The organism is uncultured Flavobacterium sp. (assembly GCF_963975515.1).
Lineage (GTDB): Bacteria > Bacteroidota > Bacteroidia > Flavobacteriales > Flavobacteriaceae > Flavobacterium.
In genome coordinates this window covers 101874-124236 of the sequence record NZ_CAXBGY010000002.1, presented here as the reverse complement: position 1 = coordinate 124236, position 22363 = coordinate 101874, and the positions used below count along the sequence as shown (strand labels likewise).

The window sequence follows — 22363 nt, the reverse complement described above, 5'->3', positions numbered from 1 at the left end:
GTTTGCAAAAATAGTTTAATAAAATTAATTTTTTTATATTTACTACTAATTAAAACTATAAATACATTATGAAAAAAATTACTTTAATTTATTTATTTTCATTTCTCTTTTGTTTATTGAACGTTTCATTGGTTCAAGGTCAAGAAAAAATGAAAACAGCATTTGGAAAAGTAATCAAGGCATCGTCAATCAATCCTAGTACTGGACATGTAAGGTGTTTTACCGAAGAATATGAAAAATACCTTCAAGAAACCAACCCAAAAAGATTAACAGACGCTCAATTTGAGGCTTGGTTAGCTCCTTTAATTCAAGAATATAAGGCTAATCAAACACTAAGCTCTGAGTCTGGCGGAATAATAACAATTCCTGTAGTTGTTCACGTTATACACAATGGAGACGCTTATGGCGTTAGTGAAAACATTTCAGATGAGCAAGTACAGTCGCAAATTACTGTGATGAATCAAGATTTTAGAAGAATTGTTGGAACACCTGGATACAATACTAACACTGTTGGTGTTGATACTCAAATTCAATTTGCCTTAGCTAAAGTAGATCCAAGCGGAAATCCAACAAACGGAATAGATCGTCAAAATCTTTGTCAAGAATCATTCTCAACTGGAGAAATTAACTCTACTGTAAAGCCAACAACATTTTGGGATCCTACTTTATACATGAATATGTGGTCAGTAAATTTTACAGACGCGTCTTTATTAGGATATGCTCAATTTCCTGATGCTTCTGGTTTAGGAGGCTTAAATGCATCTGGAGGAGCTGCTAATACAGATGGTGTAGTTGCTGGATACAAGTTTTTTGGAAGTTCTGCACTTGCAAGTGGTGCCTTTCAAGCTCCTTATGACAGAGGAAGAACTATGACTCATGAAGTAGGTCACTGGATTGGATTAAGACATATTTGGGGAGATGGTGGTTGTAATGTGGATGATTTTTGCGCAGACACACCAGCAGCGGCTTCATCAAATTTTGGTTGTCCTGTTGGAACAGATAGTTGCCCTGCAGCCGGAGTTGATATGATTGAAAACTATATGGATTATACAGATGATACTTGTATGAACATTTTTACACAAAATCAAAAAGACAGAATGGTTGTGATTATGAACAACTCTGCACGTAGAGCTAGTTTAAAAACATCCACTAAAGATATTGCAATAACTTTATTTGCAAATGATGCAGAAGTAAATATTGAGAAAAATTGTTCGAGCGCTAGTGCAACATGTGCCACTGGTTCTGGTCCTTCTCAAAAAATATCATTATACAATAGAGGAACTGCTACTTTAACATCGGCTTCTCTTACTTATAATCTTAATGGAGGAACAGCACAAAGTTTTAATTGGACTGGAAGTTTAGCTCCAAATAAATATGCAATTGTTGATTTACCATTAACAAACCCTACTAACGGAACTTTTAATGTTTCTATAGTAAATGCAAATGGAGCGGCAGATCAAAGAGCTAGTAACAATACAAAATCTGCTGCATTCACAGCGCCTACTGGTCTTCAAAGTTTTGCTTTTACGAATTTAAAATTTAATTTAGTTGGTGATAGATATGGATCTGAAACTACTTGGAATTTAAAAAATTCTGCGGGAACAACTTTATACAGTGGTGGACCTTATACAGATTTAGGTACGAACGTATCTCAAGTATTAGTAACAAACCAACCATGGACACTAGCAAATAACGATTGCTATACTTTTACTATTAATGACTCTTATGGTGATGGTATATGTTGTTTGTATGGCTCTGGAAGTTGGACAATTACAGAAAATGGAGGTGCTTCTGCACCTGTAGCTTCTGGTGGGACTTTCACCGCTACTCAAACTAAAAGTTTTAACATCGGAACTTTAAGTTCAGTAGATTTTAATAATTTAAAACAAATTACTTTATATCCAAATCCAACAAATAACATATTAAACATTAGTATGCCTACTGGATCTGAATTACCAAGCGCAATTGAAATACACAATAGCTTAGGACAAACATTAACTAAAAAATCTATCTCTACCGAAAGTGATTTAGCTTTTGATGTTTCTAGCTTAAATAGTGGTGTTTATTTCATAACTATTCAAAAAGAATCTGAAAAAAGAACATTACGATTTATCAAAAATTAATACTTTGATTAATTAAACTAAAAGGGCTGAGTTTTCAGCCCTTTTTTTATTTTTTCTATTTTATTATCATTATTTTTGCAAAAGATAATTTCAAAAATTGAATACATACCAATCCATATTTGATTACAATAAGAACAAGAAAAGTATTTTGACTTTAGGCACCTTTGATGGTGTTCACATAGGTCATCAAAAAATACTACAAAAACTTGTAAAACAAGCAAATGCTAATGGCTTAGAAAGTATTTTGCTTACTTTTTTCCCTCATCCTAGGATGGTTTTGAAACAAGATGAAAAAATTCAGCTGTTAAACACAATTGAAGAAAAATCAAAATTAATTGAAGAAACAGGTGTTGATAATTTAATCATCCATCCTTTTGACTCAACCTTTTCTGAACTTTCTGCAGAAGAATTTGTGAAAAAAATTCTCATCGACAAATTAAACTTAGCCAAAATAATAATTGGTTATGATCATAAATTTGGAAAAAACAGATCCGCTGACATAAATGATTTAATTATTTTAGGAAAAAAATATAATTTTGAAGTAGAGCAAATTTCAGCAAAAGAAATTGATGATATCTCCATTAGTTCTACAAAAATCAGAAAAGCATTATTGAATGGAAACATTGAATTAGTAACCAGTTATTTGGGTCATAATTATTCTTTCTTCGGTACAATTGTAGAAGGAAAAAAAATTGGAAGAACCATAAATTACCCAACCGCTAATCTTCAAATTTCTGAAGACTACAAACTAATTCCGAAGAATGGTGTTTATGTTGTCTCTAGCAATATTGACAACAAAACTATTTTTGGAATGATGAATATTGGAAACAACCCAACTGTTCATGGTGATTCTGAAAGTATTGAAATACATTTTTTTAATTTTAATGAAGACATTTATACCAAGAAAATTTGCGTGAATTTATTATCTCGAATTAGAGACGAACAAAAATTTGATTCATTAAATGAATTAAAAAAACAATTAGATTTAGACAAAAAATATTCGGAAAATTACATTTTAGAAAATGTATAATGCCAAATATTTATAAAAATATAGACAACTCTCCATTAATTCTTTTTCGAATCTTATTTGGTTTTTTAGTAGCTGCCGAAAGCTTTGGCGCTATAGTGTCAGGTTGGGTTAAAAGAGTTTTTATTGAAACCCATTTTACATTTACTTTTATAGGTTTTGAATGGCTAGAAGTATTACACGGAGATGTAATGTACTTATACTTTATAGTCATGGGAATATTAGGCATTCTAATAATGCTTGGTGCCAAATATAGATTTGCAATTATTTCATATACAATTTTATGGGCTGGTGTTTACCTAGCTCAAAAAACATCTTATAATAATCACTATTATTTACTATTGATTATTAGCTTTTATATGTGTTTTTTACCTGCCAATCAATACAAATCTTTTGATGTAAAATGGAATCCAAAAATCAAATCCGATGTAATGCCTTATTGGGTTTCGCTTCTGTTTATCATTCAAATAAGTATTGTTTATTTTTTTGCTGCAATTGCTAAATTTTATCCGGATTGGTTGGATGGTACTTTTACCAAAAATTTACTGATTGGTTCAATAGAAAATCCTTTTATTAAAAATATATTTTCTAAAGAATGGTTCTATTTGTTTATTGCTTATGCTGGAATCTTATTTGATTTATTAATCGTTCCTTTCTTATTGTTTAAAAAAACCAGAACCATTGCATTTATAGCTTCTCTACTATTTCATATCTTCAACTCCATAACCTTACAAATCGGAATTTTTCCTTTTTTTGCACTAGGCTTTATACTTTTCTTCTATGAACCAGAAATTATTAGGAAAATATTTTTTAGAAAAAAGAAAGCTGTAGTACTTGAAACAACTTCTTTAAAGCACAAAAATATTCTACAATTCCTATTAATACCAGTTTTAATAATTCAATTCATATTGCCTATGAGACATCATTTTATAAAAGGTGATGTATTAGTTACAGAAGAAGGTCACCGTTTGAGCTGGAGAATGATGCTTAGGCAAAAAAGCGGTTATATTCGATTTAAAATAATTGAAAATGACACTAAACAAGCGACTACTTATTATTACAATAAAAATTTAACTTACAAACAAGTAAATGCTTTAAGTACAAAACCCGATTTTATTTGGCAATATTGTCAACGCATTAAAAGCGAATATAAAGGTAAAAATATTTCTATTTTTATTGAATGTAAAAATGCTATCAATCAAAAACCGTACAGAACCTTAATTGACCCTAAACAAGATTTCGCAGTTGCTAAATGGGATTATTTTTTTCATAATGAATGGGTTGTTTTAAGATAATTTAACTAAATTTTAAATATTGATTATCAGTGTTTTTGTTTTTTTTACTTAAATTTAACACAAAACAACAAATTATGACAAACAATATTGAATTTAAAAATGGAATTTTAATCTTTCTTGGCATTGGGATATTTTTTCTTGTGTTGGACGTATTAGGATTTGCCGATAAAAATTATCTTAGAATTTTAAATGCTTTTATTGTTCTTTTTGGAATTAATCAGACAATAAAAACAAAAATTAAGAATGGCAATTCTGATTACTTAGAAAATTTGTTTTCAGGTTTTAAGACGGGTATTATTGGTATTGTTTTGGGTATAATTAGTTTAATTATATTTATTTACATTAAAGGTGGCGAGGCATATTTAGACAAACTTTCTGACACGTTCTTCTTTGGTAAAGACAACAACATTATTAAATATTGTAGTATATTGTTTTTCGAAGGAATTGCTTCTAGTTTAATTGGTTCTTTTGTATTAATGCAATATTGGAAAGGAATTGAATCAAAACCAAAAGGTTAAAAAATATTTTAAACAAAAAAGGGATTGCAAAATTGCAATCCCTTTTTTGTTTAAAATATTTTCAGATTAATATATTATTTTCTTTGTAATTGTTTTTCCGTCTTCAAAAGTAGTTTTTATTATTAACGCTTCTTTTGTTGCCATCAATTTATCAAGAACAACTTCTGTTGAATTGATATTATTTTTCTCGTAAATTTTTCTTCCTAACATATCAAAAACCAAAACTGATTTAATATTCTGAGAAGCTAAAAGAGAAACCTTTTCATTAGAAACAATTACTAAATCATTTGTACTTTCAAATTCCTGGTTACTCAACGTTGTATTTGTATATCTTAACACAAATCTGTCATTAAACTCACCAACAACTGTAGCAAATATATAAGGAGCTTGTCTTAAATCGTGAATTACATTTAATACTTTATCTTCTAAATAAATATGCTGTGATACGTCTGAGAACAACCCATCAACTGATGCAATTGCAACAGTATAATTTCCAGCTGTTTCAACAAACATTCCCACTGGAACTTGATCATTAGTATCAAATGGCACAGGTCTACCTTGAATTGTTTGTTTTTGAGTATTAATTAAGGTGTAAAGTTTAAATGCATCTGCCTCAATTAAAGCATCAAACATTCTGTCTTTTGCCAAAGTTGCGTCAGGTACATATCCAATTAACGTTCTAGAAAGTTCGTTGTTTGGCGAAATTAAATCTAACCAGATTCTGCTTTTTTCTGTAGAATTTGTTACCTCACTATTTCTAAAAAATGCAGAATTATCATACACAACTCCAGCTGCAGTTCTTCGGTACGAATTTTTAAAAATAACACTCGAACTTGCAGCAGTTATAGTATTTGTTGGTGGATTAACATCTGTTTCTCCATCCTCTAACATTCTAATAAAAAATCCTTGACCAGAAGCAATATTTCCATCAAATGCTCCCGGTGTTGTAGAACCAGTTCCGTTTGAAACAATATAGTCACTATCTGAATAATTATAACCAAAATTTTGATAAAACGGACTTGGATTTGTGTTAATAGGAACAGAACCATGTGTCCATAATCTAACACTACCTTCAATATTTGTGTTTTCTGTAACGAATGAACTTGCAGACATTGCTGAAGGGTATGGATTTCCAATTAAGTTCCAAGTGTCATCAATTCCTGTTGTAGAGCCTCTAGCAATTCCAATACTTACTGAACCATTGTTTGGTTTTCCTCCTTGAAAAACGACCGGTAAAGCTACAGCTGTTGCAGACCCATTAGAAGCTCTTGCGATATATCCTTTACTAGTAATCATGTTTCCTGAAGCAGCTAACCAATTTCCTTGTGTACTATTTGCATTTGTAGCTGTTGGATCCCATTCCAATCTATGGCTATTCGGCAAATTACTTACCGCAAAACCATTTATTGGAGAAGACCAATACACATAATCTAAATTTTTAGCTTGAGCTATTCTATTAACTTGGAATTTTGTTCCAGTATATGTTCCTATATTAGTATCTGTTTCTTTAATTTGAACGATACTTCCATTATTTTCAACAACAATATTACCATTATTAATAATATTAAAATCAATAACAACATAACCTGATCCTGAAACGGTTAATGTTCTGGTAGCATTTACTTCTAAAGTACAACATTCAAAATTACCATTCGTACCTGTAGTATAGTTTCCATTTAGAATTGCTTTTCTAGCTAAAGTTGGTGCTCCATAAGTCCAAGTTGTACCATTCCAAGTAGTAATATCATCTTTTATTTTTACAGCATTTGTTGCAGTAAAACATGTTGCTGAATTTTCTCTAACTTGACAATAATATTGATAATTATTTAAACCCGATGTTGAAGAAATTGATAACGTAGCACTTGTTGCTCCTGTATAAACTCCAGAATTTGTTAATAAAGTCCAAGTTGCAGAACCAGGTACGTTGACATACCATTGGTAAACTAAACTAAAACCCCCAGCAAAACCTTCTGTAGCAGCTGTTGCTAAAACTACAGACCCACAATTTGGAGAATATGCTGGTTGAGCTGTTATTAATGGACTATTGCCTCCAGAAGCTGCAGGCAAAACTGCAAGACCAGTTGCACATTGCCCTGTAGCAAGCGATATCGATGTCCAATCTGATGTAACATAAATACTATTTGCAGTGTAAGCACCTGATACTCTTTTCATAAAATATCCAGCAGATGAGGAAGGAACATTAACGTCGTCAATTACTATTGATCCAGTAGCATTTCTTAACTGTATACCATCATTCGCATTAAATCCACTATTTATAGACCCATTTGTTGAGGCAGGCCCACAGTCTGAAGGTGTAACCTTTATAATTCCAATTGCACCTGGAGCTATTGAACCTGTTAAAGTTGCATAATTACTATACGTTCCACTAACTGCTGTACCTGCTCTATAAATTCTATAGTTACTCAAAACTTTAGTTGTGGCAGTTCCATTATAGAGTGTAATTGTTCCTCCGCTTCCAGACTCTTCATCGTGAATTTCATATAAAATTAGGTCATTATATACAGATGTACCTTCACAAGAAGATTTATCATTTTTATTTATCGTAAAAGTATTTACAATTGCACAAGGCTGAGAATCAAAAACCGTTATATTTCCGGTTGTTGCTCCAGAAGGTATTATCGCAATTACTTGTGTTGAAGTTGTTGATATAATAGTTGCACTAATTCCTGAGAAATTTACAGTTGCTCCTGCTAAACCAGTTCCATTTATGGCAACTTCTGTTCCAACTGGACCAGAGATTGGTGTAAATGATGTAACTGAATGTGTTGGAATACATGTATTTATAACTTGAATAGTATAATCTTCTATTGAACCATAATTAAAAGTTGCACAAGGCAGCGTATTTAATAAAGTTCCTCCTTCTCTTTGAACAATTCTCATTCTAAAAAAGCCTAGTGGTTGTGACACAGGAACACTAATTGTGAAATTTTGGATTATATTACCACCAGAAACTGCTAACAAAGTAGTTCCAATAGTTTCACCTGGATCATCAAAATCACCGTCTTTATTCCAATCTATCCAAACACCACCTGCTCCATTGTATTGAATCCCATCATTACAATCTCCAAATTCTACTGTTAATGTATTTGAAGTACCAACTTGTAAATCGGCTGACATGGCTGTGTAATTATTAACTCCACTAGTACATACATTGGTCGTATTATTTGTAATTGAATTATTAACCCCTACTAAAGTAACATTTTCAATTTCAGAATCTAAATTACTTGTTGCTCCAGAAACGCAATACGTTATATTTGGAGTACAATTAACTGTTATACCACTGCTCCAAACTAAACCATTTCTTGTAAAAACTTTAAAGACATAGGTATCTCCATTAGTTAATCCGGTTACTGTTACTGAATTTCCGGTTCCCTTATAAATGGTAAAACCACCATCAAATGGTGTACCACCACCAAAAGTTGTAATTGCATTATATGTTCCTCCGTTTCCTGTTGGAACTGCTGAAGTAAAAATACCGTCGGTTACATAAACAAATATATTGTCACTACATCCAACAGGTGATGTCCAATTTATAGTTGCTGTTCCATTTGCGCAAACAGAAGTTGTTACTCCTGTTACATTATTTGGCGTTGCTGTTTGAATGGTATGTGTTCCACTTGCAAAAGCAGTTCCTGATTTAGTACCTGCTGTAAAAGTTAAATCAGCAGTAGTTATTGCATTTACTATAATAGTATTCCCAACTGTAGCAGCACATGGAATATCTGTAGTTATAAAAATTGTACCCGTAGTTCCTGTTGGTATTGTTTGACTAAAACCATTAAAAGTATGAGAACCAGCTCCTAAACCTGTAGTTAAATTATTTAAAAAAGTATCAGTTGCGCTACTAAATATTGCATCAGTAGAATACCAAGCTTTAAAATTCGTAATACTTGAAGTTGCAGCTGATCCTGTAGTAACAAATGTAATAGCTGTTAAAACTGCATTGAAATTAGTGACAGCTAAATCAAATTTATAAATTACGTTATTTGTAGTTGCTTGTGAAATTGTACTAGCTGCAACAGCTGGATTTGAAGAACTAAGTACAACATTTGGAGGTAATGATACATTTATTCGTACTTGACCAGAAGTTACTGTTCCACATGAATAGGTTGAAACACAAACCACATAATAAGTACCTGCCGAAACAAAGTTTGGTGTATAAGTTGTAGCTGTAGCTCCAGAAATTGCTGTACCATAAGGCCCTCCAGAAACTGTTCCATAATACCACTGTCTGCTGATAGCCCCAGCGTTTTCTGTAGCAGTTAATAAAGTACCATTTGTAGACACAAATATATTTTGTGTTGCAGTTGGCCCAACGGTTACATTTGCTAAGTTTACAGTTAAATTAACTGTATTATCTGTACCTATTACAGTTGGTGCGCTAGAAACTACTCTAATTCTATATCCTGTTCCTGCAGCAGTTCCTGCTGGAATTGTTGCTGAAATTGTACCTGAATTTGCTGTACTAGACAAAGTACCAATGTTTATTGGTGTAACAAAACTACCCGAAGTATTAGATAATTGAGCTGTATATACATTACCCGCAGTAAAAGTATCTGTACTTGTAAAAGGAACTGAAACTGAAGCGCTCGTTGAACCTGTTACACAAAAAGGACTACCTGCTATAGCGGTATTTGTAGTAATTGTGTTTGGATTTGGAGGTGTTGTAATTATTACATCATCTATTGTAACATTTTGAGCAACTTTATTATAAGTCCATCTAACATATCTTGTTAAAGAGTTTAATGTATAACTATAATTTGTACATGATGTAGGTAAAGTAGTATGGTTAACTACTGTGGTCCAAGTTGATCCATTTGCAGACTCTTGTACTAACAAACTACTAGTTGCAGACCCTGATATTTTTATATCATAAGTTAATTGGTTTGGGGTTCCAGTAAAAAATACTTGATAGTAATCATTTGTGTCATCAAACTGACCACCATTATTCCCTGAACATGCAAATGATGACGTGTAATTTCCTGTTCCTGAATCAATCCAACCAGTTGGTGTAGCACCTGTCCAAGTTGTACGATTTACCGGAAGACTAGCTTGCCCCCAACTAAAAATTGAGCACAGAAAAGTAATAATGAGTAAAAATTTCTTCATTTTTTGTTTGTATTGGTTTATTAAATACTTTTGGGAAAAATTCTCTGTGTCTAGTACCAAAAGTACTATATAATAGAGAATTTATTAAACAATCATTCAGCAAGTGCAAAATAATCGACTAAATACATTTTCTATCGCCGAAATACGTAAAAAGCTGGAATACTACTGTGCTTATCAAGACAGATGCCACCAAGAAGTGTATCAAAAAATGTTTTCTTTCTCACTAAATACTTACGAAAAAGAGGAGCTTATGGTCTATTTAATTGAAAATAACTTTTTAAACGAAGAACGTTTTGCCCAAAGCTTTAGCAGAGGAAAACACAATTATAAAAAATGGGGAAAAGTTAGAATCGTAAATGAATTAAAAGCAAGAAACATTTCATCAAACCTCATAAAAATTGCTTTAAAAGAAATTAATGATTCCCTTTATCTAGAAACTTTTGAAGAATTAGCCAACAAACATTGGGAGTCTATTTCAGAATCAAACTTTATGAAAAAAAGAAAAAAATTCTGTGATTATTTCATGAGAAAAGGTTGGGAAAATGATTTGATATATGAAAAGGTGAGAGAGCTGGAGAAATTGTGATGGGGAGAAAGGGAGAAAATTAAAGATTTTGATAATTGATTTTTCTTTTGGAACACAGATTTAAAAAATTTAAGAAATCTTTGAAATTGAGTTTTTTTTACAGATTAATTTGATGTTGTCTTTAATAGTATCATAAAAACCACCCCGTCCTTCGGACACCCCTCCAATGGAGGGGAAGTTAGAAGTGCAATTGATTCTTGAAAAGCTCTTATCTAAAAGTATATTTTAAACCTAACATCATGTTTCCTTTTGGCATGGGTACATAAGTATGTTCAAAATATTCTGTGTTGAAAATGTTTTGAAATAAAGCTGTAAGCTCTAAATCATTTATTTTATAACTGGTATTTAAATCAAACACATTATAAGACACCCCTGAAGTTCGTTCCACATATTTATAGGCTATGTTTTGTTTAAATCTTTTGAAAATTTGCAAATTATAATTAATTATCGCTTGATGTTTCATTGAATTTATTCCGTTCTTAGAAATTAAACTTGTATCAATATTGTCATCAATATAGGTGTAATTTAAATGAATTTGATGTGTAATGGAATTAGTGTCAAACATGAATTTTAATGAAGATTCAATTCCTTGAGTTCTTACATCAATATTTAAAGGTTTCCATAAATCACTTGGTGTTGCTCTTCTGTAATCAATAAAATCATCCGTTTTCCTATTAAAAAGAGCTGCATTAAACTGAAATGATTTTAAATTATATTTTAATCCTAATTCTTGTGCAAAAGCACTTTCAGCTTGTAAATTTGGATTTCCAGCCGTTGAACTGTCTCTATAATATAAATCTGTATAAGTTGGAACTCTGTATGTATAACCTATGTTTCCGTATACTTTAACTTCGTTGTTTATTTTATATCCTAAATCAATTCCGGGAAATAATTTATTGTCAAAATCTGAGAAATACGATGCTGCAATTCCTGGTGTAACATCTAATTTATTATCTAAAAACTGAAAACGATGTTCTAAAAATAATGTGGCAATTTCTCTTTCCGCATCTCCTAAATTATTACTTTGAATTACATATTTAGAAAATTCTATACCAAAACCTGTTGTTCCTAAATTGGAATCATACGAACCGTTTAATTCACCAGCAAATTTATTAGTTATGTGTAGATTTCTATAAAAACTTGGGTCATTTTTTTTTAATAGAAATTCATCTTGGTTTCTTCTCCAATATACTTTTGGTTTCCAATTAAAATTTCCTTTTTTGATTACAGTAGAAAGTCCAACTAAACTGGTTTGAGTTTCTTCATATGGAATTGCAGATGAAAAGGTAACCCCATAAAAATTTTGTGCTCCAAATTTTCGTTCGGAATGACTTGCAATCAAATTAATAGGAAGTTTATTTTTATTGAACTGACTTTTTACAAATAAATTTTGGTTGTCAAAATCGGTGTTTTCTCTATAACCGTTTGAAAAATTCTTACTAAAATGAACAATATGACTGCTATTCTCTAAATTAACTGAACCAGTAGCTTCAGCCAAAAACTGATCATAAGAACCCGCTTGAAATTTTGTTACTAAAGCATTACTAGGAGCGTTTTTGGTAACGATATTTACAGCTCCAGAAAAAGCATTTTGCCCAAAAATACGAGCAGCTGGACCTTTTATAATTTCGATTCGTTCGATAACTTCAATTGGTAAAGCTAAATTTAAAGTATGATGTCCTGTTTGTGGATCGTCTACTTTTATGCCGTCAATTAATAATAAGGTTTGATCAAAACTTCCACCTCTTATGTATAAATCGGCTTGCATACCATTTACACCTTGTCTTCTTACATCAATTCCTGCAACTTGTTGTAAAGCATCAGCCACATTTGTAACGCCTAATTTCTGAATATCAGAAGCTGTGACAATTTGAATGGTTCTCGAGTTTTCATCAAAAGGTAAATCAATTCTAGAAGAAGTCACGACAACTTCTCTTAACGAATCTGTTTTTTGTTGTGTGTCTTGCGCTTTTCCTGTTAAAGTAAAAACCGCTAAAGAAGCTATTAAAAAGGTATTTTTCATAATACTGACTATTGTTTATTTTAAAACGATGCAAAATTCGTAACTTTCCGGACGAGTAATGTAGTCCAGTTTTTAAATTATGAATAGTCCGGTTGAAACACTTTTAAAGCAATTAATTCAGTTTGAAAAAAATATTTCCACAGCTGTATTTATTCAAATTTCTCATCAAATTATTGATGCCATTCAACGTGGTTATTTAACCCGAGGAACTGCTTTGCCAGGAAGTCGAACGTTGAGTCAAGTATTGAATATTCATAGAAATACTGTTGTGGCTGTTTATGATGAATTGGCTTCACAAGGTTGGGTTGAAATTATTCCTAATAAAGGAACATTTGTAATTGTACCTGATCAAAAAACAGTTTCTATTAAAGCTATTTCTTACCCCACAAATCAAGAAAACGAAAATACAGAAAGGACTGGATTTGATTTTAAACCTTCTTTTCACCTAGCTTCTACCACTGAAACTAAAGAAACAAAGTATACAATAAATGATGGACAGCCCGATTTACGGTTACACCCAACACATCAGTTTTCAAAATGGTATAGTGCTTCTATGAAACGGAAAACTTTGCTTTCTAAATGGAATCAGGCTTCAAATACAACTCATTCGGTTTATAAAAATCAACTGTGTAATTATTTAAATGCTACTCGTGGCTTTCACATTAAACCTAAAAACTTAATAAGTACACGAAGTACAGAAATGAGTTTGTACATCGTATCACAGCTTTTACTGCAGCCCAACGATGTTGTTTTGGTTGGTGATCTGAGTAATTATGCTGCCAATATGATTTTTCAACAAGTTGGAGCAACGATTCATACTATTCCAATTGATGAAAATGGTTTGGATGTTGAATACATTCGAAAACATTACATAAAAAAATCGATTCGTTGCGTTTATGTTTGTGCTCATCGTCATTACCCAACAACAAATACACTTAGTGCTGAACGAAGATTGGCATTACTAGAATTGGCCAAAGAATATGGGTTTGCCATAATTGAAGACGATTTTGATTACGACTTTCAATTTGAAGGCTCGGCTATGTTACCAATGGCAAGTTCTGATGCTAATGGAAATGTGATTTATTTAGGAAAACTGGGACAATCTTTGTTTCCTAGTTTTCAAACGGGTTTTGTCGTTGCTCCAACTAATTTAATTGTTGAAGCAAAGAATTATTTGCAAATGTTGGATAAACAAGGAGATGTAATTCAGGAACAAATGCTTTCTGAATTGATTTATGAAGGTGAAATTCACCGATTGATTAAAAAAAATATCATCAACTATAAACAAAGACGTGATTATTTATGTCAAATGCTAAATCTACATTTTAAAGAAAGTGTTTGCTGGGGAAAACCTTCCGGTGGATTGGCTATTTGGTTGCAATTTGAACCTAAAATATCATTAGTTCAATTAGCTAAAGAAGCACAAAAGAATGATTTATTTCTTCCTAAAACCATACTTTTTCAGAATAAAAACACTTGTGCTATTCGTTTTGGTTTTGGTCATTTAGATGAAGATGAGCTTGAAATTGTGGTAAAGAAGTTGAAAAATGCCTATGATTTAGTTGGTAAAAAATAATTTTTTATTCTTTTTTGATGTTTTTTTATTGTTATTCGATAATTTTTATATATTTGTGAAATAATTTTAATTAATTAAACATGGAAATTAAAATCACAAACAATCAAATCTTGAAGGTATTGGAAATACTTTCGTGGATCATTTTTATTGGATTATGTGTGGAAGCAGGTGCAATTGTTGTAAACACATTTATCTCGCTTTTTATTAATCCTGATGGTGTGGAAAATTTTTGGAAAGGAAAAGAGTATTTATCTAGCATTTACCAACACGATTATGGTTATTTTATGGTAGTGGCAATTATTATGTGTATTGTTGCTGTTTTGAAAGCCATTATGTTTTATCTTATTATAAAAATGTTCGTTAATAAAAAATTGGATTTTTACAAACCCTTTAGTTTGGAATTAAGACTGTTCATTTCTAGACTATCTTATCTTGCATTAGGAATTGGACTGTTTTCTATTTCTGGGGATAAATATTCTGAATTACTTTCAAAACAAGGGCTTCAAGCAGTTAACTTACAATTGTTAAACTTAGAAGGAGCAGATGTTTGGTTGTTTATGGCTGTGATTCTTTTTATTATTTCACATATTGTAAAAAAAGGAATAGATATACAAACCGAAAACGAACTAACTATATAATTATGAGAAAACTAAATATTTTAAAAGCTATCGTAGATTTTGTTTGGATTATGTCGTTTATTGCAATTCCATTATTAATTCTATTTTTAGGTTATGTTTTAATAAATGATGAACCTTTTGGAATACCAATAAATATAAATGGTATTGAAGTAGCTGTTGTAGATTTACAGTCTAAAATCTTATTAATTTGTATTACACTTGCTGCCCTACTAATTGTTTTTTGTCTATTTCTATTTAGAAAAATATTAAGATCTTTTCAAAGGAATAAAATATTTGATTTAGAAGTTATTAAAAACTTTAATATGATTGGAATTTTGCTACTTATTTCATCTCTTTTGTCAGGAGTTCCTGCTTTTATTATAAAATTATTGAAAAGAGAAGTTAGTATTGAGATGGGGTTAAATCCTTTTGTTATGCTATTTTGTTTAGGGTTATTTTTTATGGTTTTAAGCGAAGTGTTTATGATTGCTAAAACACAAAAGGAAGAAAACGAATTAACGATATAACTATGCCAATAATTGTAAACTTAGATGTAATGTTAGCCAAACGCAAAATGAAGAGCAATGAATTGGCAGAGAAAGTAGGCATAACTGTTGCTAATTTATCGATTTTAAAAACTGGAAAAGCAAAAGCCATTAGGTTCTCTACTTTAGAAGCTATTTGTGAAGAATTGGAATGTCAACCTGCTGATATTTTGGAGTTTGTTAGAGAGTAGTTATTTCACAGAGATTCACAGAGGTTTACACAAAGTTTCGCAAAGAATTTTGTTTTAAACTTAAGTATAAAAGTAAACCTAACAGATTTTTAAAACCTGTTAGGTTTGATATAAGTGAATATGAAAATGATTTATATTTATTAACGTAAAACCCTAGCCCAGATAGTAATGGCATCCTTTTATTGCGAGGAACGAAGTAATCTCCTCAAAAGATTGCTTCGTTCCTCGCAATAAAAGATATAGTGAATAGCCGGAAATAGCTTAAAAACAAAAAAAACCTAACAAATTAATGTTAGGTTTTTTATTTATAAAATCGAAATTGTCTTAGTCTGCTAAAACAATAACTTTATTTTCATTCATTTCGATTGTTCCTGAGTTAATTGGTAACCAAAATGTTTGCTCGTTTACTTTTTTGAATTGAGAAATAAATTCTTTATCAATATTAATTTTTTGAGCATTTATTTTAATGTTACCTTTTGTCAATAATGAAACAATTGGTGCGTGATTATTCAACATTTGAAACTCACCATTCACACCTGGCAAAGCTACTGAAGTAACTTCTCCTTTAAATAATGTAGCTTCTGGTGATACTATTTCTAAAATCATATTTTTAGTGATTAGTAATTAGTGATTAGTAAATAGCAATAACTAAATGTTGCTACCTCCTAACTGCTAACTAATTTATGCTTCTGCTAACATTTTTTCTCCAGCTTCGATAGCTTCTTCGATAGTACCTTTAAGGTTGAAAGCTGATTCTGGTAAGTGATCTAATTCACCATCCATAATCATATTAAATCCTTTGATAGTATCTTTAATGTCTACTAAAACTCCTTTTAAACCTGTAAATTGCTCTGCTACGTGGAATGGTTGCGATAAGAAACGTTGTACACGTCTTGCTCTACCTACAACTAATTTATCTTCTTCAGATAATTCTTCCATACCTAAAATTGCAATAATATCTTGTAATTCTTTGTAACGTTGTAATATTTCTTTTACCTTTTGAGCACAAGTATAATGTTCTTTTCCTAAGATGTCTGCAGTTAAAATTCTAGAAGTAGAATCTAACGGGTCAACCGCAGGATAAATTCCTAACTCAGCAATCTTACGAGACAATACAGTTGTAGCATCTAAGTGAGCAAACGTTGTTGCTGGTGCTGGATCCGTTAAATCATCCGCAGGTACGTAAACCGCTTGTACAGATGTAATAGAACCTCTTTTTGTTGATGTAATACGCTCTTGCATCACACCCATTTCTGTTGCTAAAGTTGGTTGGTAACCTACTGCAGAAGGCATACGACCTAAAAGAGCCGAAACCTCAGAACCTGCTTGTGTAAAACGGAAGATGTTATCAACGAAGAAAAGTACATCTTTTCCTTGTCCGTCTCCTGCTCCATCACGGAAATATTCAGCAATAGTTAATCCTGATAATGCCACACGAGCACGAGCTCCAGGTGGTTCATTCATTTGTCCGAATACGAAAGTAGCTTTCGATTCTTTCATTATATTTTTATCTACTTTAGATAAATCCCATCCACCTTCTTCCATAGAGTGCATGAATTCATCACCGTATTTGATAATTCCTGATTCTAACATTTCACGTAAAAGGTCATTTCCTTCACGAGTTCTTTCTCCTACTCCTGCGAATACTGAAAGTCCACCGTGTCCTTTTGCGATGTTATTAATTAATTCTTGGATAAGTACTGTTTTACCAACACCTGCTCCACCAAATAATCCAATTTTTCCTCCTTTTGCATAAGGCTCAATAAGGTCGATTACTTTGATACCTGTAAATAATACCTCAGTAGCAGTAGATAAATCCTCAAATTTAGGTGCACTTCTGTGAATTGATAAACCATTTGTACCTGCTTTTGGCAAATCTCCTAATCCGTCAATTGCATCACCAATTACGTTAAATAAACGTCCAAAAACATCTTCACCAATTGGCATTTGAATTGGAGCACCAGTAGCAACTACATCAACTCCTCTTGCTAAACCATCTGTTGAATCCATTGAGATAGTACGAACCGTATTTTCTCCAATGTGAGATTGTACTTCAAGTACTAATAATGTTCCATCTTTTTTAGTGATTTCTAATGAATCATAAATTTTTGGAAGTTCGACTCCTTCTGTGCTGAAAACAACGTCAACAACTGGTCCGATAATTTTTGAAACTTTTCCTGTAACTTTAGACATTACTTATGTATTTATTTAATAGCTATTTACTGTTGAAAAAAAGATACTTTTTTCCGTTTGCAAAGATAGTTTTTTTCAAAACAATTTTGCAATTTATTTTTTGAATTTTTTGCAATAAAAAAGCGAAATCTTTCAATTTCGCTTTAAATATGTTATTCTACCGTCACCGATTTTGCTAAATTCCTAGGTTGATCAACATTACACTCTCTCATAACCGCGATGTGATAGGATAATAATTGTAAAGGAATTGTTGTTAATAATGGAGTTAATGCTTCCGTAGCTTCTGGAATCTCAATTACGTGATCCGCTAATGCTTTTACTTGCGTGTCTCCTTTCGTAACAATTGCAATAATTTTACCACTACGTGATTTAATTTCTTGAATATTACTAACTACTTTATCATAATGCCCTTTATTTGGTGCAATTACAATAACCGGCATTGATTCGTCAATTAATGCAATTGGTCCGTGCTTCATTTCTGCAGCTGGATAACCTTCCGCATGAATATATGAAATTTCTTTTAATTTTAATGCTCCTTCTAAGGCTACTGGGAAATTATAACCTCTTCCTAAATACAAACAATTTGGTGAGTCTTTATAAATTTCAGCAATAGCTTTTGCCGCTTCATTTGTAGTTTGAAGTGCTTCTTCTACTTTTTCTGGAATTAATTCTAATTCTAATAAATATCTTTGATAATCAGAATTATTCATTGTTCCTTTTGCTTTAGCTAAACGCAAAGCTAACATTGTAAGCACTGTAATTTGAGTCGTAAATGCTTTTGTTGAAGCTACTCCAATTTCTGGTCCAGCATGCGTATAAGCTCCTGCATGAGTTTCACGTGAAATTGATGAACCCACAACATTACAAACTCCAAAAACAAATGCTCCTTTTTCTTTTGCTAATTTGATTGCTGCTAAAGTATCCGCTGTTTCTCCTGATTGAGAAATTGCTATGATTACGTCGTCTTTATTTATGATTGGATTTCTGTATCTAAATTCTGAAGCATATTCTACCTCAACAGGAATTCTTGCAAATTCTTCAATAATATATTCTGCTACTAATCCTGCATGCCATGATGTTCCACAAGCAATGATTACTATTCTTTTAGCATTGATAAATCTTTCAAGATTGTCTTCTACACCAGCCATACGAATTATACCTTTATTTGCTAAAAGTCTTCCTCTATATGTATCTTTTATTACGCTTGGTTGTTCGTAGATTTCTTTTAACATAAAATGATCATACCCTCCTTTTTCAATTTGCTCCAAATTCATTTGAAGTTCTTGAATATATGGGTCAACTAAAGAATCATCTTTAATTTTACGAACTTTTATAGGTTTATGTAGACGCACAATTGCCATTTCTTCATCTTCTAAATAAATTGCATTTGAAGTATACTCAATAAATGGAGATGCATCTGAAGCTATAAAGTATTCGTTTTCACCAATACCTAATGCTAGAGGACTTCCTAATCTTGCAACTACAATTTCATCTGGCTTATCTACATCAATAACTGCAATTGCATAAGCTCCTACCACTTGGTTTAAAGCTATTTGAACAGCTTTTCCTAGTTTGCATTTTTCGTTTTTCTTAACTTCTTCTATTAGATTAATTAAAACTTCTGTATCGGTGTCAGACTGAAATGTATATCCTCTTTTAATTAATTCTATTTTTAATGGCTCATAATTTTCGATGATTCCATTGTGGATAATTACTAATTTTCCTGAGTTAGAAAAATGTGGATGAGAGTTTACATCATTTGGAACTCCATGAGTTGCCCAACGTGTATGACCCATTCCTACAAATCCTTTAGTAGTTCCTTCTTGTTCAGCTTTTAGTTCTAAATCTGAAACTTTTCCTTTAGTTTTTGACATTTTTAGATTCGTTCCATCAAAAAGAACTAAACCTGCACTGTCATAACCTCTATATTCTAATCTCTTTAATCCTTTTATAATAACAGGATAAGCTTCTCTATATCCAATATAACCTACAATTCCACACATAAATTATTTTATTTAGGTTCGGTGTAATAAATTTCTAGTTTCAATTTTTTATCAGGATCTGTACTTTGTGCTCCATACAAAACAGTTCCTAACGGATGCATTACTGATGCTACTGGCAAGTATTTTAATTCATCAGTACCTATTGTATATGGAGTTTTTAAAAATGCGTTTGTTACTAAATTTATATTTTCAGTTACAATTAGTCCTAATCTTGAATTTCCATTATTATTAGGATTAGTCCCATTTAAAACATTATTGATGTAATCAGTAATTCTGATTTTATACTTTGTCCCTTTTCCATCACTATCTTTTTGGATAATTCCACCGTGAATATACTTATTTAATTTAGCATTAGCCCCTAATGAAATATCTGCATAATAATCTAACAATGGTTTGTTTTTTGTTGCATCAAATAAATAAACTCTTTGAGGTTCATAATCAGCGTTAGCCATGGCTGTTTGATCAATATAGAACACTAAATTAGCTTCATTGATTAACCATTTATTGGCACGCAATTTATCTAATTCATCAGGTATTCCATTTGGACCTCCATTTACAGCTCCAGTCAAATCTTCTGTTCCAAAAAGATCGATATAAGCTACAGATCCATTAACTCCTCCTTTTAAATATAATTTTCCATCTGTATTATTTCCTAATAAAGCTTCTGAATAATTAGCATCTATATTAGAAAACTCAAATAAATTAACTGAATTACTCTTTTTTGTTCCTGTTTCGGAATAACCCATTTGAAATTTCAATGCACTCTTTAAAGCTAATGCCTGATCTGTTACACCATCTTCAAAGAAATAATGATATTGTACTAATAGTTCTGCTTTAGAAAAATCTAGTTTAACAAGTGATCCTTGGTCCGCAACATTTTCTTCAACTTCAAAATATAAACCTTTAAAGTATTGTTTAAAAATGTTGTTGTTATAAAGCTTTCCTTGCGCAACCGCATCTAATATTCTAGTTTTAAGAGCTGCTTGGTTTAAATTCAACCAAACACCTGGCAACTTTCTTTCTTTAATTACATACTTATCTGGGTCAGTAGTTATAGCATTTTCACTATCATAATATTGCCCATTACCATTTGTTTTATAAATAATAATTTCTTTATTATTAAAAAAGAATTCAGTGTTTTCACTTGTTGTTCCAGTGTTTAAAAGTTGAGAACTTTTATAAGTGTCAATTGTTGGCTTAAGGTCAGAATAGTATTTTTGTGTAGATTGATTGTTAGTCGAAGGATCAAAATCTCTTAAATAGTAGCCGTTTTCATACACTTTAAGGTTAAATTTCGCGTCACTATCTCCATAGATTGAATCAATTTCATACGATCTTACACCATCAGTAGATGTGCTTTCTAAAGTGCTATAAAACGGAATATATACATAAACTGAATCTTTTACTGGGTCAATATAATGATTGTAACCAAGACTAGGATCAGGATTAACCATTTCAATTTGTGAAACGAAATGAGCTTTTGTTTTTCCAAAAACAGGATTATTATAAATCCCTAAAGAATTTATTGGTAGATTATTGGTTTGAACTGGACCAGTACTTTTAATATATGAATTTAAATTTTCTGCATTATATTTTTCAAAAGTAAAATGCTCATCTCCAACTATATCCGAACCAAGTGTGTTAAAGTCTTTATCACACGAAATAAAAGTAAAAGCAAATAAAAGTAAAACTGCTTTAGTGAATGTATTCATATTTATTATTATTTTAAAACCGTATTTTTTAAGAAGTCTGTATAAACTTCATTGAAACTTTCTTTCGGTGTGAAAGGTAAAAAAGGTTTTTTTGAACTTTCTATATATTTTGTTAAACTTGATGACAAATCATCTGACGCAATAATAACTCCGTCTGAATGCTGAATAGAAGCCATTAACAAGTTCTCATAATTAGGTGCTTTTAACTCAGAAATACTTGCTTCAGGAATCTCATCAAAAACCATCTTATTGATCAATTTTTTATCTAATTCACCATCAAATGACTGATTATAAACTGAAGTTATAATTTTTGTTTCATTAAAAATACCCTCATTTTTATAATAATGCTTTAAATATATCGGCAAAAGAGCAGCCATCCACCCATGTACATGGATAACATCTGGAACCCAATTTAATTTTTTAACCGTTTCAACAACTCCTTTTGCAAAAAAGATAGCTCTTTCATCATTATCTGGATATAAAACTCCTTCTTCATCAGAAAATGTAGCTTTTCTTTTAAAATATTCATCGTTGTCAATAAAGTAAACTTGAATTCTTTCTTTAGGAATTGAAGCGACTTTAATTATCAGAGGCATATCTACATCATTTACAACCAAGTTCATACCTGAAAGTCTTATAACTTCGTGCAATTGATGCCTTCTTTCATTAATATTACCATATCTAGGCATAAAAATTCTAATTTGCCCTCCTACATCATTAATCATTTTTGGTAATTCATAAGATTGTATTGACACCTCGTTTTCAGCTAAGTAAGGAACCACTTCAGATGACACATACAAAATCCTTTTATCCTCCATAAAATT

Annotated in this window: 16 protein-coding genes; 9 read left to right on the top strand and 7 right to left on the bottom strand. The window is 31.4% G+C overall.

Annotation, left to right across the window (positions count from 1 at the left end; genetic code table 11):
- The first annotated feature begins 68 nt into the window (after window positions 1–68).
- The 4 genes from AAC008_RS02970 to AAC008_RS02955 all read left to right on the top strand — a co-directional run bounded on the left by AAC008_RS02970 (window position 69) and on the right by AAC008_RS02955 (window position 4963).
- Window positions 69–2123, top strand: coding sequence for a M43 family zinc metalloprotease (locus AAC008_RS02970; RefSeq protein ID WP_339887328.1), 2055 nt, complete (start codon window positions 69–71; stop codon window positions 2121–2123).
- 97 nt (window positions 2124–2220) lie between these two features.
- On the top strand, window positions 2221–3153 hold the full coding sequence (locus AAC008_RS02965) for a bifunctional riboflavin kinase/FAD synthetase (protein WP_339887327.1): 933 nt from the start codon (window positions 2221–2223) through the stop codon (window positions 3151–3153).
- Entirely contained in the window at window positions 3153–4445 is a 1293-nt protein-coding gene (locus AAC008_RS02960; protein WP_339887326.1) for an HTTM domain-containing protein, read from the top strand. The genes AAC008_RS02965 and AAC008_RS02960 overlap by 1 nt, the downstream gene beginning before the upstream one ends.
- Before the next feature lie 74 nt (window positions 4446–4519).
- A complete protein-coding gene (locus tag AAC008_RS02955; RefSeq protein WP_339887324.1) occupies window positions 4520–4963 on the top strand; it encodes a hypothetical protein in 444 nt (147 codons plus the stop codon).
- A 66-nt stretch (window positions 4964–5029) separates the two neighbouring features.
- Here the strand turns inward: AAC008_RS02955 and AAC008_RS02950 are convergent, their stop codons facing one another.
- Complete coding sequence (locus AAC008_RS02950; RefSeq protein WP_339887323.1) at window positions 5030–10093, bottom strand: GEVED domain-containing protein; 5064 nt, start codon at window positions 10091–10093, stop codon at window positions 5030–5032.
- A gap of 208 nt (window positions 10094–10301) precedes the next feature.
- Between AAC008_RS02950 and AAC008_RS02945 the strand changes: the two genes are divergently transcribed.
- The gene (locus AAC008_RS02945) at window positions 10302–10679 is read left to right on the top strand and encodes a regulatory protein RecX (RefSeq protein ID WP_339887322.1); all 378 of its coding nucleotides are present in this window, start codon (window positions 10302–10304) and stop codon (window positions 10677–10679) included.
- A gap of 208 nt (window positions 10680–10887) precedes the next feature.
- Here the strand turns inward: AAC008_RS02945 and AAC008_RS02940 are convergent, their stop codons facing one another.
- Entirely contained in the window at window positions 10888–12702 is a 1815-nt protein-coding gene (locus AAC008_RS02940; RefSeq protein WP_339887321.1) for a TonB-dependent receptor, read from the bottom strand.
- A gap of 79 nt (window positions 12703–12781) precedes the next feature.
- Here AAC008_RS02940 and AAC008_RS02935 point away from each other — a divergent pair, with 79 nt between their 5' ends.
- The 4 genes from AAC008_RS02935 (at window position 12782) to AAC008_RS02920 (ending at window position 15631) form a co-directional block, all read left to right on the top strand.
- Window positions 12782–14278, top strand: a complete 1497-nt coding sequence (locus AAC008_RS02935; RefSeq protein WP_339887320.1) for a PLP-dependent aminotransferase family protein — start codon at window positions 12782–12784, stop codon at window positions 14276–14278.
- Between the two features lie 80 nt (window positions 14279–14358).
- Window positions 14359–14916: a hypothetical protein gene (locus AAC008_RS02930; protein ID WP_339887319.1), complete on the top strand. Its 558-nt coding sequence runs from the start codon at window positions 14359–14361 to the stop codon at window positions 14914–14916.
- 2 nt (window positions 14917–14918) lie between these two features.
- Complete coding sequence (locus AAC008_RS02925) at window positions 14919–15422, top strand: DUF2975 domain-containing protein (RefSeq protein WP_339887318.1); 504 nt, start codon at window positions 14919–14921, stop codon at window positions 15420–15422.
- A 2-nt stretch (window positions 15423–15424) separates the two neighbouring features.
- A complete protein-coding gene (locus tag AAC008_RS02920) occupies window positions 15425–15631 on the top strand; it encodes a helix-turn-helix transcriptional regulator (RefSeq protein WP_339887317.1) in 207 nt (68 codons plus the stop codon).
- 324 nt (window positions 15632–15955) lie between these two features.
- Here AAC008_RS02920 and AAC008_RS02915 read toward each other — a convergent pair whose 3' ends face one another.
- From AAC008_RS02915 to AAC008_RS02895, 5 genes are all read right to left on the bottom strand, one after another.
- The gene (locus AAC008_RS02915) at window positions 15956–16237 is read right to left on the bottom strand and encodes a F0F1 ATP synthase subunit epsilon (protein ID WP_026717634.1); all 282 of its coding nucleotides are present in this window, start codon (window positions 16235–16237) and stop codon (window positions 15956–15958) included.
- 75 nt (window positions 16238–16312) lie between these two features.
- The gene (atpD, locus tag AAC008_RS02910; RefSeq protein WP_339887315.1) at window positions 16313–17824 is read right to left on the bottom strand and encodes a F0F1 ATP synthase subunit beta; all 1512 of its coding nucleotides are present in this window, start codon (window positions 17822–17824) and stop codon (window positions 16313–16315) included.
- 152 nt (window positions 17825–17976) lie between these two features.
- Window positions 17977–19827 (bottom strand): glutamine--fructose-6-phosphate transaminase (isomerizing), encoded by a 1851-nt coding sequence (glmS, locus tag AAC008_RS02905; protein WP_339887313.1) that lies wholly within the window; start codon window positions 19825–19827, stop codon window positions 17977–17979.
- Window positions 19828–19835: 8 nt separating this feature from the next.
- On the bottom strand, window positions 19836–21539 hold the full coding sequence (locus AAC008_RS02900) for a DUF4270 domain-containing protein (RefSeq protein ID WP_339887312.1): 1704 nt from the start codon (window positions 21537–21539) through the stop codon (window positions 19836–19838).
- 8 nt (window positions 21540–21547) lie between these two features.
- A complete protein-coding gene (locus AAC008_RS02895) occupies window positions 21548–22357 on the bottom strand; it encodes a glycogen/starch synthase (RefSeq protein WP_339887311.1) in 810 nt (269 codons plus the stop codon).
- Window positions 22358–22363: the final 6 nt, after the last annotated feature.

Excerpts from the sequence above, each read along its gene's own strand:
- AAC008_RS02970 (WP_339887328.1), top strand. The coding sequence starts at position 69 with ATGAAAAAAATTACTTTAATTTATTTATTTTCATTTCTCTTTTGTTTA.
- AAC008_RS02960 (WP_339887326.1), top strand. The coding sequence starts at position 3,153 with ATGCCAAATATTTATAAAAATATAGACAACTCTCCATTAATTCTTTTT.
- AAC008_RS02955 (WP_339887324.1), top strand. The coding sequence starts at position 4,520 with ATGACAAACAATATTGAATTTAAAAATGGAATTTTAATCTTTCTTGGC.
- AAC008_RS02950 (WP_339887323.1), bottom strand. The coding sequence starts at position 10,093 with ATGAAGAAATTTTTACTCATTATTACTTTTCTGTGCTCAATTTTTAGT.
- AAC008_RS02945 (WP_339887322.1), top strand. The coding sequence starts at position 10,302 with ATGTTTTCTTTCTCACTAAATACTTACGAAAAAGAGGAGCTTATGGTC.
- AAC008_RS02940 (WP_339887321.1), bottom strand. The coding sequence starts at position 12,702 with ATGAAAAATACCTTTTTAATAGCTTCTTTAGCGGTTTTTACTTTAACA.
- AAC008_RS02935 (WP_339887320.1), top strand. The coding sequence starts at position 12,782 with ATGAATAGTCCGGTTGAAACACTTTTAAAGCAATTAATTCAGTTTGAA.
- AAC008_RS02930 (WP_339887319.1), top strand. The coding sequence starts at position 14,359 with ATGGAAATTAAAATCACAAACAATCAAATCTTGAAGGTATTGGAAATA.
- AAC008_RS02925 (WP_339887318.1), top strand. The coding sequence starts at position 14,919 with ATGAGAAAACTAAATATTTTAAAAGCTATCGTAGATTTTGTTTGGATT.
- AAC008_RS02920 (WP_339887317.1), top strand. The coding sequence starts at position 15,425 with ATGCCAATAATTGTAAACTTAGATGTAATGTTAGCCAAACGCAAAATG.
- AAC008_RS02915 (WP_026717634.1), bottom strand. The coding sequence starts at position 16,237 with ATGATTTTAGAAATAGTATCACCAGAAGCTACATTATTTAAAGGAGAA.
- atpD (WP_339887315.1), bottom strand. The coding sequence starts at position 17,824 with ATGTCTAAAGTTACAGGAAAAGTTTCAAAAATTATCGGACCAGTTGTT.
- glmS (WP_339887313.1), bottom strand. The coding sequence starts at position 19,827 with ATGTGTGGAATTGTAGGTTATATTGGATATAGAGAAGCTTATCCTGTT.
- AAC008_RS02900 (WP_339887312.1), bottom strand. The coding sequence starts at position 21,539 with ATGAATACATTCACTAAAGCAGTTTTACTTTTATTTGCTTTTACTTTT.
- AAC008_RS02895 (WP_339887311.1), bottom strand. The coding sequence starts at position 22,357 with ATGGAGGATAAAAGGATTTTGTATGTGTCATCTGAAGTGGTTCCTTAC.